We start from the raw sequence: 15,049 nt of genomic DNA, 5'->3' as shown, positions 1-15,049 counted from the left end.
AAGCGGGAGCAGTTATTCATAAGAATAAGCCTGAATCTCCACCGGTCCCATCAGACCTGACGATTGCAAAGGCGAATCGGCTTTCCAGAAATTCAGATTTGCCCAGGTAGCGCGTTCCTTTTCAGGCAACGCATCGTCACCGATCAAACGGTTACGCCAGTTGTTTACAACCTCCACTTCTATCACATTCTCTCCTTTGCGTAAATAATCGCTTACAGGTAAGCGGTAAGGAGTCGTCCATACGCCACCTACATATTGCCCGTTGATCTTTACTTTTGCCATTACCATGACTTTTCCCAGATCCAGGTAAAGAGCCTTTTGCGGTAACTCATCCAGCGTGATACGGTTCGTGTAGACTGCTGTTCCGGAGAAGTAACGGATCGAAGGATCTGTATTAGTTATCCAGTCTTGCAACTCTGGGAAAAGAACAGTCTTTTCCGGTCCTCTTTTCCCTTTTTCAAAATCTACCTGCCAGGGAGTAGTAACCGTTGCTACAATTTCTTTGCGCGGATAATTGCGGGCTGTCGTTTCCTGCGGAGTTCCTTTCTTACGGAAAATAATGAATGAACTTTCGTTTCCTTCCAGATGAATCGGAACAGTCGTTACTCCATCGGCACATGTGAACTCTGGTAAACGGCGTATCTCAGCAGTCAGCGGATTCCACAGTTCCGGCAATTTTCCTGCTACGCGGAAAGACGGACGTACATCAACCGGCTTCTCACTCTGATTCGAGATGAAATAAATATCGCCTTCATCCGTCGTTCGGTGGATAAACAGGATCGGACTATCGGAATCCACGTGCATATCAGGTTTTACCTGCAAAGCATCCAGTACAGGTTGCAAAGAGTTGGCCGGCATAAACAAACGGCCTTTTCCTATTGTACGAACAGACTCGGTCTGGTCACCCCAAAGTTCTGCAGCTAATGCCTGTATTTCCTGATCGGCTGCAGGGTAGTTACTCAGACTCGGTGAATATTTCGGTGCCGGCCCCATGATAGAAGCTCCAGCCAACAATAATTCTTTTATCTTTCTCAATACTTCAGGACGCATTGTTTCCAGTTGCGGTAAGACCAGCAGACTATATTTCATTCCGCTCGGTAAAACGATCCGACCGTCTTTCACGGATGCCCGCTCTAACAATACTTCTCCATTGATATAATCGAATGAGTAACCAGCAGGAAGTGCAGGTGTACAGACACCTGTCATCTTCGGAGCATCTTCTCCGATAAAATAAGCAACATCGGCTACATAATCGCCTTCTTGCAACATGAAATTACATCTCTTCAGATAGTTGATGAACACATCGATCTGGCTGAACCAGGTATTCTTCCGGTTAAATTCATTACCGAACCAAGCTGCCATTCCCGGCTCACGGTCTTCATACGGCTGATGAATGAACACATGTAACAACGTACTGTTTATACCTTCCGTAAAGAAACGGTCTCCACGTTGTTTCATCAGGTAAGGATAACGGCTGAATGCCGGTCCTCCGCTGGTGAACGATTCAGCCCAAATACGCCGTTTGCCATAAATATGTCCACAAGAAGAAGCTGCTCTGTTTTCGATATCACCCAAAGAACCTTCACTCCAGAATTCACCTGCAATCTCGTCGGATTGGCCGCCATATTGCAGGAATTCGCCCGGATAACCCCAATGACCGTAATTCTCCAGCCAGGTAGTCAATCCATGCTGATGGCAAACATCACGCAAGCCACCTACATAATCGTAAGAAACACGGTCGGATACCAAACGACGTAAATCCCAGAGGAAACGGTCAGAGATATCAGGATTTCCAACCACTACTCCATTCAATACAGGCAGATACGGAACGGGATCATATCCGTAACGTTCTTTGAAAACGTCGATCATATCGTCCGTCCAGTTTTGTCCTCCGGTTTCATAGCTATCCTGAACAACCACTTTAAATGTCTTACGGTCAGCTTCAGGGATACGTTTCAATATCTCACCGATAAAGGCATCGAAATGGAACGCGACATGTTTTTTACTCATCTTGTCGATCTCAGGACCGGTTGCTTCGGGAGCAGCCGGGGAGTTCGTCACACCTGTCGGTAACATAACCATTCGGCGGATTACCCAGTTGCCTTCCGGAACTTCCCAATCCAATACGCCATTCTTCGAGTTGGCTGTCAGATTTTTAATATCATCCGGCGATACCAGTAATGAGGCATTACTAACAGCCGGTTGTTTTTCCCACAGATAATCATCCCACATAGGCAGCGGGGTCTGGAACATCTTAGCCAACGACTTTTCAGGGTAACGTTCTACCATCGGAGCAGAAGAAAGCGTTACCTGGCCACTGGCTCCACCTTCCTCAGACATTTCCAGACGGAATTGTGAAGCTGTAATTTCAGGGAGAGAGATAACGACCGGAGCATAAGGATCAAAACCGACATTCAATGCCGGATTGCTACGGTCGATCGTAAATTGTCTTACCAGTTCTTCTTTACCATCCTTCTTTACCCACAGTTTAGCAGATGTTTTGAAAGGAGTGTTCACCTGATAAACCAGTGTACGGACCGTTTCATCCTTACCCAGATTTAATTCGGAAGAAGAGGCTTGTCCGGATTTCTTCGTTATAGTCCAGCTTTTCTCGATTGCCGGTTTCTCGGATGCCGGATAAGCGATCACACAAACCTCCTCTTCATCTTTTCCTACGGAAGGTAAAGTCAGTTGCATACGTTTCGGTCCGGAAACGATCGTATCGGAAGAGGTCAGATAACGCATGGCCTGATTACTTTTTACCCACGGACCGCCGGACTGGCTCCATCCCGGGCTATTGAAAATACCTATTTCAATATTCAGCTCCGTCGCTTTCTTCAATGCGGCATGCGTGATCTCCCACCATTCGGGACTTAATAATTTATTTTTACCATACTCAAGTTCATTGATACCGATATTTCCGATAAATGCACGATTGATACCAGCAATTTTCATTGCCTCCAGATCCCGCTCTACTCCTTCTTTAGAGATATTGTCGGAGATCCAATACCAGTAAACACCGATCTGTACACTATCAGGAATCGATCGGAAACCTTGTTCGATACTCGCAAAAGAATTATAACTGCCCGACGCTTCCGTCTTATCATCGCATGACAGGAAACTCAAACAAGAAAGAAAACATACAGGTAATAAGTGTGTTATTTTCGCCATAATACATAAATTTAGCTATTACAATGAAGTTTATGCGAGCAAAAATACACCATCTATACCTCTCGGGAACTTACAAAAATGACAATATATATTTCAATTATGATAAAGACGAGCATGAACCTGTTACTGTCTATCTCAATTTCAATACACCCAGGGAAGAAGGGATATGGAAATCCGGATCAGCAGCATCCGGAATAATCCAGGATGACCAGATGACTTGTTCTTCTTCCGGTCCGTAATAATCGGCACGGTACACACCAAAACACATCTCTCCTTCCGGTGAGATCACTCCCATATCTTCCAGGGTTTTCAAAGGGATGGAGCCTTCTACGATATAGGTATTTTTACCGACATACGTTCCGAGTTTCAATCCTTTAAAATTCCAGTCGAAATTAAATTTGCGGTAGAACTTGGCGTGATAGTCCATGACCTTTCCATGCGGGTCGATCTCTGCACAATAGTAATCAGTCATAGTAGTATCCTTACTGAAGAAGAACTCGATACGATCGCTGCTACCGACCGAAGCCTCGGTCTTTTCATTATTATATATAATGGTAGAGTCGGATACTTCATAGATGAAATATAAATTCTTCCGATCGTGGCAGACAGAGAATGTCGTCTGATCTTTCACAGCTCCATCCCACGGAGCGATCAACCCGGATACGGCAACAGGGATCTGAGCCCAATCATCTTTCTTGCCGTCCACCGAAATATGTTTTACCAATGGAGCACTGATGACAGGAGTAATAGATATGCTCTGACCGGACACCTGACCGGCCGGTTGCATGATCTTCAAAGCATAGTCATTGATCTTCAAAGATAAAGAGGATTGCATATGTGTCGGATCACTTGCCTCAACACGGATCGCACCGTTCTCAACAGAGAGCATATAGATACCCAGAGTTTGTATTTCCAGTAGCATATCATCCGCTAAACGGATATTTCCTGCCTGATAAGCGGTAATATAAAAACAGTTATCTATCCCGACAGCCTGCATATTCTCATCGTTAGAAAGCACCCGGATATCATCCGTACAGAAAGAGGCTGTCCGGTCAGCCGAAACTGCAGGCAAGATAAGATATTGATAAGAAGCCGGAGATTCCTTCGGATGACAGATATATAGAGAAACGACCTCTCCTTCTACTGTTTGCGGTGTATACGATCCCATAAAATCAGACCAACTTCCGGAACGTTTTTCAGAGATCGATACGCTATTCGACGGTTGCATCAGGATATATCCTGTACTGTCATGGTAAAAACGTAACGCTTTTCCGGTTGCTGTAAAGGTACCGTTCACCGTGTTCCAACGGTTATTTTCCAGATAGAAAAGTTCTCCCCTTTTCTTCCGTTGATCGATCGAAGTCGTTAAGCTCAATGTACTGTCTGTTTTTATTCCCGCACCCAGACACAAAACATAATCGTCCGTCATAATCCAGGCTTTGCGGGCATGAACTCCATCACGGTTTAAAACCATTGCGGTCATGCCTGTATGTCCATCCGTTACGCCACCGACAAAAGAACTTTCATTGCGGGTATGTGCACCATACGAACGGGGACTTGGTACCGGAGCATCGCTTTCGTAAGAAGTGATTCCGGGTATCTTACGCCAGTCCCAAAAAGGAAATACATTCAGATATTCGTCTCCATGCCGGTAAATATAAGTAGCACCGTCACCCATATAGAAACCTTTCAGGTTATCTTCATTCACCAATTCGGTTCCGATCACCCGTTGGGATGCCATCTTTACTGAAGCCATCCATGCCGGTGCACGGTGGACCGTCTGATCCGAATCCCAAAAATGTTTTTGTCCGGTGAATACCGCTCCATCCGAAGATTGAGGCGGAAAATTATCGTTCAGGAAAGCATCCAGCTTTTCCACATCAGCAGGCGCACTTCCTTTCTTGAGCGAATTTGCCGCATTTCCGATCGCAAGTGCTTTATGGATAGGCGCATTATGGAATAACTGGCGGTCGAGTGCATTCACATCCATATATCCCCGCCAGATGATCCAGCGGTAACCTTCCGTCAATAGATTATTCAATATTGCTTGTTGTTCGGCATTCAAGGCAAATGAGGTCCCGGCAAACAGTTCCGAGTAAAAACTCATTTCTCCCAGATAGGCCAGTCCGTAATTACCGAACTGCTGCTGCGGTCCGTGCTGATGAAAACTCCAATCGCTTTTAATACCTTCCTCACGTCCGGTCGTTATCTCGGACATAATTGTATCGCGGGCAGCTTTCACCAGATCGTAATCATCCAACAGCAACCCTTTCATCAACACATTCCCTGCTAACCAAACCTTATTCTGTCCGGTCATACCGAAACGGGCGTTATCCATTACTTTCACCGCTTCTTTCAGTTCATCAGGCCGCATCTGCGTACGAAGCAAAAGAAAAGCAGGCCCGAATGTCTTAGGAATACCTATCTCGTTATACCACCAGTTCTTACAAACAGGCTTCGTGCGAAACCAATAATCGAGCGCCTGATGGATCACCGTAGAGAAACGGGGCGACCAGGTACAGGAAGGCCCCTCGGCATGATATAGTTTAGCCAGCTCCAATATACGGTCTGCATGTTTTTTGGCATCCCAACCCGAACGCTTGGTATCGTTATAATCGATATCCGGCCACGAACCGTCTTCATTGATGTCATCCATATACTCCTTGATCTTATCCAGATTAAAGGGATAACGTTGATGTAACTCCACGACTACCTGATCGGACATCTCTGTCTCCGGTGGAATACCTGCCAGTATGCGATTCAACAAATCGGAGTCATTATTGGAATCGATCAACGACCGCGTATAATTCTGTCGGATCTGCTCTAGTTCATCCTGCGGTGTCTGCGAGAACACTTTCACAGACAAAAACAAGAATGCGGCTAACAAGAATGTGTTTGTAAGGAGTCTCATGATTTCACTTCTTCTGCGGATAAGTACGGAAAAAGCTCCACCACTTCAGTTTAAGCACGCCGAACAAAGCTTCTCCGAAAATAGACGAATTCATCTTCGATGTTCCCAACACACGGTTAATAAAGATGATAGGTACTTCCACCAATTTAAAGCCGCACTTATAAGCTGTAAACTTCATCTCTATCTGAAAAGCATATCCTTTGAAATGAATATGATCGAGATCGATCGTTTCAAGCACTTCCCGGCGATAACATTTGAAACCGGCAGTCGTATCCTGAATCTTCATCCCCGTAACAAAACGGACATAGACGGAGGCATAATAAGACATCAGCACACGTCCTAACGGCCAGTTCACCACGTTTACTCCATTGCTGTAACGTGAACCGATAGCTACATCTCCCCCCTGTTCCGTACAGGCTGCATATAATTTCGGAAGATCGTTCGGGTTATGGCTAAAGTCGGCATCCATCTCGAATACAAAATCGTATTTATGCTCGATAGCCCACTTAAAACCACAAATGTAAGCAGTGCCCAATCCTAACTTACCCTGTCTTTCCACTATGAAAAGACGTTCGGGAAACTCTTTTTGCAAACGTTTAACAATATCTGCTGTTCCGTCAGGTGAGCCGTCATCTATAATCAAAATATGAAATTCTTTCTCCAACCCAAACACCGCACGGATAATATTCTCAACATTCTCTTTTTCGTTGTAGGTAGGAATAATAACAATACTGTCTGACATAATCTCCTTTATAATTAGTTGACAGTTGACAGCTGACAGTTGACAGTCTTTAGACAGCAAGATCCGCCGGACTATCATCAATCGATTATCAACTTAAACGCGAAGGTACATATTTTAGTTGATTTAAACTTATTAGTCTATATTATTTTGAACAAAAAGTCTACCTTTGTGAAACATTACGGTGACACTTGTATCTGTCAACTGTCACTTGTCAACTGTCAACTATTTTAATGGAGGTACAAGAATTACTTAAGATATTTGCCGCCCATCCACAAATAACCGCATTAGATACCCTTTTGAACGGTAATACGTCAAACAATATATTCCTCAAAGGGTTGAACGGTTCGGGCGCTGCAATGATGATCGCTTCTCTTTTTTTAAAAAGAAGGGGGAGCTATGTGTGCGTGCTTAACGATCAGGAAGAAGCCGGTTATTTCTATCATGACCTGATGCAACTGACCGGAAGCAATGATATTTATTTTTTCCCATCCGCTTATCGGCGTGCAATCAAATACGGGCATATCGACCCGGCAAACGAAATACTTCGTACGGAGGTGCTCAGCGTACTTCAGGACCCTGAAGCACCGTTCGTGATTGTCTCCTATCCCGACGCACTGGCTGAAAAAGTGATTTCACGTGAAGACCTGAAACAGAATACACTGAAGATCAGTGTCAGGGAAAAACTGGATAATATGTTCGTTTCCGATGTACTGGACGAATATGGTTTCGAGCAGGTTGATTATGTCTATGAGCCGGGACAGTATGCCATACGCGGTAGTATCCTGGACGTGTTCTCTTTTTCTTACGAATTTCCTTACCGTATAGACTTCTTCGGGAGCGAGGTGGAAACGATCCGTACGTTCGATGTAGAGACGCAGTTATCCAAAGAGAAACTGGAGAGTATCTATATCGTACCGGAAATGAACAAGAGTAACCGGACAAATACCTTATTACTGGACTCCCTGCCTCCGAAAACGATACTCGCAACGAAAGACCTGGCATGGACCAAAGAGCGTATCGATAGCCTGTGGAATGAAGAACCGGTTATCGGCGATGAAGAATCGTTCAGCGATATCAGTAAGATGCGTGCAAAACTGGTTACCGGAGATGATTTCCTGCGAGCAGCACTGAACTTCCGCCGAATGCATTTCGGAATGCGTCCGACCGGAGTAGCAGATACAACGCTTACGTTCAGTACACAGGCACAGCCTATTTACCATAAAAATTTCGACATGGTGAGCGAGTCTTTCCGGAATTATCTGGAGAACGGCTATACATTATATATATTAAGCGACGTAGAAAAGCAGGCAACACGTATCCGTGCCATCTTTGAAGACCGGGGGGAAAACATCCCTTTCACTTCGGTCAACAAGACAGTACACGAAGGGTTTGCGGACGATACATTGCGCATCTGTCTTTTTACGGATCACCAGCTGTTCGACCGCTTCCATAAGTTCAATCTCAAAAGTGAAAAGGCACGGAGCGGAAAGATCACTTTGTCGTTAAAAGAGTTGAACCAATTCACTACCGGCGATTATATCGTGCATATTGACCACGGTGTCGGACAGTTCGGCGGTCTGGTACGTACCGAAGTGAACGGCAAGATACAGGAAGTGATCAAGTTGATCTATCAGAACAACGATATTATCTTCGTCAGCATACACTCACTGCACAAACTATCCAAATATAAAGGGAAAGATAGCGGCGAGCCGCCCAAGCTGAACAAACTGGGAACCGGTGCCTGGGAAAAGATGAAGGAAAAGACCAAGAAGAAAGTCAAGGACATAGCCCGCGACCTGATCCTCCTTTATTCCCAACGCAAACAGGAAAAAGGTTTCTCCTACTCTCCGGACAGTTTTATGCAACATGAACTGGAAGCGAGCTTCATCTACGAAGATACGCCCGACCAGATGAAGGCGACCGGCGAAGTAAAAGAGGATATGGAAAGTTCCCGCCCGATGGACCGTCTGATCTGCGGTGACGTAGGTTTCGGAAAGACCGAGGTAGCGATACGCGCGGCTTTCAAAGCCGTATCCGATAATAAGCAGGTGGCAGTATTGGTTCCGACGACAGTACTTGCCTTCCAGCATTTCCAGACTTTCTCTGAACGTTTGAAAGATTTTCCCTGCCGGATCGATTATATCAGCCGGGCAAGAACTGCGGCACAGATCAAGGCAACTCTGAAAGACGTGGCCGACGGACAGGTGAACATTCTGATCGGTACGCACCGTATCGTCAGTAAAGATGTCAAGTTCAAGGACCTGGGATTGCTTATTATCGATGAAGAGCAAAAATTCGGTGTATCCGTTAAAGAGAAGCTCCGTCAGATGAAGGTGAATGTAGATACGCTGACAATGACGGCAACACCTATTCCGCGGACATTACAGTTCTCATTGATGGGCGCCCGCGACCTGAGCAGCATCACTACTCCCCCGCCTAACCGTTATCCGGTGCAGACAGAAGTGGAACGTTTCAACCCGGATATCATCCGCGAGGCCATCAATTTCGAGATGAGCCGTAACGGACAGGTATTCTTTATCAATAACCGCATTCAGAACATTTATGAAATAGAGACGCTGGTCCGCCGGGAAGTACCCGACGCCCGCGTGGCAGTCGGACACGGACAGATGGAACCGGAGAAACTGGAAAAGATCATTCTCGACTTCGTCAATTACGAGTATGACGTGTTAATCGCTACCAGCATCGTGGAAAGCGGTATCGACGTACCGAATGCCAACACCATCATCATCAACAACGCACAACAGTTCGGATTATCCGACTTGCATCAATTGCGCGGACGTGTAGGACGAAGCAACCGCAAGGCATTCTGTTACCTGCTCTCCCCCCCCTTGTCCTCATTGACACAAGAAGCACGCCGCCGTTTGCAGGCAATCGAGAATTTTTCCGAACTGGGAAGCGGTATCCATATCGCCATGCAGGACCTCGACATTCGTGGGGCGGGTAATATGCTGGGGGCCGAACAAAGCGGTTTCATCGCCGACCTCGGATACGAAACTTATCAGAAAATCCTGGAAGAAGCAGTCGATGAACTCAAAAGCGAAGAGTTTGCCGACCTGTATGCTGACTCGGATGAAGGTAAACGTGACTCGGGTAGTGAATATGTCCGCGAAACTTATATTGAAAGCGATCTGGAACTAATGTTCCCACCTACTTATATTCCAAACGACTCGGAACGTATTTCCTTGTATCGTGAACTGGATAATATGGAAGAGGAACGGGAGATACTTGCTTTCACGGAACGTCTGAAAGACCGTTTCGGAAAGATCCCGAAAGAAGGTAAAGAGTTGATCCGCATCGTTCGTCTTCGCCGGATGGCGAAGAGGCTGGGCATGGAAAAACTGGTTCTGAAGAAGGGGCAGATAAGCATCTTCCTGATCAATAATCCGGATAGTCCGTATTATCAGAGCGAGGCTTTCGACAAGTTGCTCGCCTTTATACAGAAACATCCACGTGAATGTAACCTCCGCGATCAGAATGGTAAGCGCAGTATCGTGATAAAGAATGTCCGTACAGTAGAAACCGCCTGCGCATTAGTAGAAGAAATAGAAAAATCATAAAATGAAGATGTCATGAGAAGAACATTGGTAGACCTTTTTGAAAACTCGGTGAAATTATATCCCGACAACCCGTTTTTATGGGAGAAGACAACAGACAAATTCGAGTCTACCACCTATATACAGGTTAAGGAACAGGTTTACACACTGGGAGCCGGACTGGTTGCCCTTGGAGTAAAAAAAGGCGATAACATGGCCCTCCTCAGTGAAGGTCGCAACGCCTGGATCATCGGTGAGTTAGCCATGTTCTATGCCGGAGCTACCAATGTTCCCCTCTCCATCAAACTGGAAGAGGCCAACGACCTGCTGTTCCGTCTGACACATGCCGATGTGAAATATATCATGGTTTCCGGCAACCAACTGAAAAAAATCCGTTCCATCGTCGACAAACTACCGTTACTTCAACAGATCATCATCTTCGACGAACAACAAGAATATCAGGAAAAGGAAATATCCCTGTCTAAAATAATAGAGATGGGAAAAAAATATCTCGGTACACATCCGTTAGACGAGTTCCTGGCTATCGGGCAATCGCTGACCAATGACGATTACGCCACAATCACCTATACTTCGGGAACGACTGCCGACCCGAAGGGCGTCATTCTCACCCATCGCAATTACACGGCAAATGTGGAGCAATCTCTTACCTGTGTGGATATCGACGATACCTGGCGCACGCTGGTCATCCTTCCGCTCGATCATTGTTTTGCCCACGTAGTAGGCTTCTATATATTTATGTATAAAGGGGCTTCGGTTGCTACCGTACAGGTTGGAAAAACAGGTATGGAGACATTGAAAAATATACCTGTAAATATCAAAGAGTTCAAGCCATACTTAATATTGAGTGTTCCGGCCCTTGCCAAGAACTTCAAGAAAAATATCGAACAGGGTATCCGTGCCCAGGGTAATATGGTCAACCGCCTGTTCCATATGGGACTGGACGTTGCCTATACCTATAACGGTGACGGAGGCGATGACAAAGGACGTGGCTGGAAGTTCTTGCTAAAACCGCTAGTCAATCTGTTCGACAGCATCATCTTTTCCAAGGTTCGCGAAAATTTCGGAGGTGAACTGAAATTCTTTATCGGCGGCGGTGCCCTGTTGGATAAGGACCTGCAAAAATTTTATTATGCCATCGGACTACCGATGTATCAGGGATACGGATTAAGTGAAGCGACCCCTGTTATTTCAACTAACGGTCCGCGTCATCACCGGTTCGGTAGTAGCGGTATATTGGTTCAGCCACTAGACTTGAAGATATGCGACCAGGATGGAAAAGAACTTCCTACCGGTGAAAAGGGGGAGATCGTTATCCGGGGTGAAAATGTGATGGCAGGTTATTGGAAGAATCCGGTGTCTACCTCCGAGACCATTAGGGATGGTTGGCTCTATACCGGGGATATGGGCTATATGGGAAAAGATGGTTTATTATATGTATTAGGCCGTTTCAAAAGTTTGCTGATCGGTAGCGACGGAGAGAAATACAGTCCGGAAGGCATCGAAGAGGCTTTGGTCGAACACTCATCCTGTATCGACCAGCTCCTGCTTTACAACAACCAGAATCCTTATACGGTGGCACTCCTGGTTCCGAATAAAGAGCATCTGAAAAGACATCTGGCACATCTGCAACTCGACCTGAGTACTGAAAAAGGAAAAGAAGAAGCAATCCGTATCATACAGAAACAGATCGACCGGTTCCGTAAAGGTGGTGACCTGGCATCTATGTTCCCCGACCGGTGGTTGCCGACGACATTTGCCGTCCTGCCCGAACCGTTCACCGAACAGAACGGCATGGTGAACAGTACGATGAAAATCGTACGCGGCAAAGTAGAAAAGGCATATACTGCCCGAATCGACCATCTGTACACACCGGAAGGTAAGAATCCGGTAAATACCGAAAACTTAAAGTCATTATAAACGACATTGCTAAATCCAAATAAATCACTAAACACAATAATTATGCGTTACAAAACTGTATTATCCGCTGTCGCCCTTGCCGCTTTGGCTACGACCACTCCGGCCCTGGCAGATGGCGTCGCTAAACAAAACATCGATAAAGGTTGGACCTTTAAACAGGTCCGCGGTAATAACTGGTATCCGGCAACCGTACCAGGTGTCGTTCAAACCGACCTGATGGATAACAAGATCATCGAAGACCCGTTTTTTCGTCTGAATGAGCGGAGTATTCAATGGATAGACAAAGAAGACTGGGAATATAAAACAACATTGAATGTATCCCCGGATATCTTCAACAAAGACAACATTGAACTGGATTTCAAAGGACTGGACACGTATGCGGACGTCTATCTGAACGACTCGTGTATCCTCAAAGCCGACAATATGTTCCGTGAATGGACGGTAAACGTAAAGAACCTGTTGAAAAAGGAAGATAACGAACTTCGTGTCTATTTCCATTCACCCATCAAAGTAGACCTACCCAAGTTCGAAGCCTTAAAGTTCCCCGTCGAGGCTGGCAACGACCAATCGGAAAACGGTGGCATCTTCGATAAAAAGGTAAGCATCTTTGCCCGTAAAGCCGGTTATCATTATGGTTGGGACTGGGGACCCCGCATCGTCACCAGCGGTATCTGGCGCCCCGTCTATCTGGTCGGATGGAATAATGCACGCATTGACAATATCTTTTATGACCAGACAAACGTAACCGCCAAACGTGCCGATATCAAAACCCGTGTACAGGTCGTAGCGGATAAAGACGGTGAAATTACGCTGAACATCAAAGCTGACGGTATCAAAAATACCTGGACGAAAAAGGCACAGGTGAAAAAAGGTATCAACGTTATAGAAACCGATCTGACCGTTAATAACCCGAAACTCTGGTGGTCGAACGGTTTGGGTGAAGCTCACTTGTATCCGTTCACTGCAACTATCAGCATGGATAATAAGGTTGCCGACAGCAATACTACAAATATCGGTATCCGCAGTATCCGTGTCATTAATAAGCCGGACAAAGACGGCCATACGTTCTACTTCGAACTGAACGGTGTACCGGTATTCATGAAAGGTGCCAACTATATTCCCCAGGATAACTTCCTGCCACGTGTTACCGCCGAACAGTATGAAACGACAGTTATGGATGCGGTCAATGCCAACATGAACATGCTTCGTGTATGGGGAGGCGGTATCTATGAAGAAGACCTCTTCTACGATCTTTGTGATAAACACGGTATTCTGGTTTGGCAAGATTTCATGTTCGCTTGCAGCGTTTATCCGCTGACACCGGATTTGGAGGAGAATATCCGCCAGGAAGCAATCGATAATGTGATTCGTCTGCGCAACCATCCAAGTCTGGCAATCTGGTGCGGAAATAATGAAATCCACACAGCTTGGTTCAACTGGGGTTGGATGAAAAAGTTCGATCAATACGGTGTAACAGAACAGCTACGAAACGACACCAAAAAGTTGTTCAATGGTATTCTGGCTGATGTGGTAAAAGCATATGACCCTACTATTTTCTATTGGCCGTCTTCGCCTTACGGTGGTGATCCGGATGCCAAATGCGAAAGCGGTAAACCGAACTGGAACCCGAATGGTGATGCCCATTACTGGGGGGTATGGCAAGGTGTCGATTCTGTTGCGCACTTCAACAAAGTGAAAGCTCGTTTCTTCTCAGAGTACGGCTTCCAGTCTTTCCCTGAATATCAATCTGTACTGAAATATGCACCGGAAGAACGTGACCACGATATTTATTCGGATGTGATGATGGCGCACCAGCGTGGCGGACAGATTGCTAATTCACGTATCGAAAACATCACTTTGGAAGAATATCGTAAACCGAAAGATTTCCCCAGTACACTTTATATGAGTATCCTGCTCCAGGGAGATGCGATGAAGACTGCTATGGAAGCTCACCGACGCATGATGCCTTATAATATGGGGTCTCTGTTCTGGCAGCATAATGACTGTTGGCCTGTCGCTTCCTGGTCCAGCCGTGATTATTACGGACGTTGGAAAGCGCAGCATTATTTCACGAAAAAAGCTTTCCGCGACATTTTGGTATCTCCAATCGCAGAAGATGGTATATTAAATGTATGGGTAATATCCGACCGCTTGAAAGCAGTTAAAGGGAAACTGGATATTCGCGTAATGGATCTGAAAGGTTCTGTGTTATTTACAAAGAACAGCAATATCACATTACCTGCCAATACGAGCAAGATTCAGTTCTCCGCCCCGATAGAAAGCTTGGTGGATGGTAAGAACCTGAACGAAGTCGTAGTAAACGCCCGTTTCACCGAAAATGGTAAAGAAAGCGAAGTGATCTCCAACAACTACTTCTTTACCCGTTATAAAGATATCGATTTCCCGAAAGCAGATATACAGATGACTTCCGTTCCTGCTGGTGACGGTTTCGATGTAACGGTTCAAAGCGATGTTTTTGCCCGTGCCGTATTCTTAAGTATCGACGGCATCGACAACTTCTTCTCCGACAACTATTTCGATTTATTACCCAATGAACCGGTAACAATCCATGTCACTACCGAACTAGATAAGGATTCATTCGACAAACAGTTGAAATACCAAAGTATTGTGGATGCTTATAACTAAAGGAAGGACCCTGATTGGATAATCAGGGTCCTCACCCTTCATTATCATCCACCTTGATTAAATATTATTAATAAGGCTTACACGGCT

The 15,049-nt window shown here is 45.6% G+C and carries 6 protein-coding genes; 3 read left to right on the top strand and 3 right to left on the bottom strand.

Features of this window, described 5'->3' with window-relative positions; all coding sequences use genetic code 11:
* Positions 1-12 precede the first annotated feature (12 nt).
* The 3 genes from IEY67_RS03145 to IEY67_RS03135 form a co-directional block, all read right to left on the bottom strand.
* Positions 13-3,171 carry a glycosyl hydrolase gene (locus IEY67_RS03145; RefSeq protein ID WP_183669700.1) on the bottom strand — a complete coding sequence of 1,053 codons (3,159 nt, stop codon included), beginning with the start codon at positions 3,169-3,171 and terminating at the stop codon, positions 13-15.
* Positions 3,172-3,301: 130 nt separating this feature from the next.
* Positions 3,302-6,082 (bottom strand): polysaccharide lyase family 8 super-sandwich domain-containing protein, encoded by a 2,781-nt coding sequence (locus IEY67_RS03140; protein WP_183669698.1) that lies wholly within the window; start codon positions 6,080-6,082, stop codon positions 3,302-3,304.
* 4 nt (positions 6,083-6,086) lie between these two features.
* The gene (locus IEY67_RS03135) at positions 6,087-6,824 is read right to left on the bottom strand and encodes a polyprenol monophosphomannose synthase (RefSeq protein ID WP_183669696.1); all 738 of its coding nucleotides are present in this window, start codon (positions 6,822-6,824) and stop codon (positions 6,087-6,089) included.
* A gap of 230 nt (positions 6,825-7,054) precedes the next feature.
* Between IEY67_RS03135 and mfd the strand changes: the two genes are divergently transcribed.
* From mfd to IEY67_RS03120, 3 genes are read left to right on the top strand one after another with little or no spacing between them, the layout of a single operon-like run.
* A complete protein-coding gene (gene mfd, locus IEY67_RS03130) occupies positions 7,055-10,402 on the top strand; it encodes a transcription-repair coupling factor (protein WP_183669694.1) in 3,348 nt (1,115 codons plus the stop codon).
* A gap of 12 nt (positions 10,403-10,414) precedes the next feature.
* On the top strand, positions 10,415-12,316 hold the full coding sequence (locus IEY67_RS03125) for an AMP-dependent synthetase/ligase (protein ID WP_183669692.1): 1,902 nt from the start codon (positions 10,415-10,417) through the stop codon (positions 12,314-12,316).
* A 42-nt stretch (positions 12,317-12,358) separates the two neighbouring features.
* Entirely contained in the window at positions 12,359-14,962 is a 2,604-nt protein-coding gene (locus IEY67_RS03120; RefSeq protein WP_183669690.1) for a beta-mannosidase, read from the top strand.
* The last annotated feature ends 87 nt before the right edge of the window (positions 14,963-15,049 follow it).

This window comes from Parabacteroides faecis (genome assembly GCF_014647375.1).
Lineage (GTDB): Bacteria > Bacteroidota > Bacteroidia > Bacteroidales > Tannerellaceae > Parabacteroides > Parabacteroides faecis.
Note: the sequence above shows the minus strand (reverse complement) of the source record. Positions and strands in the feature narration are given on the sequence as shown.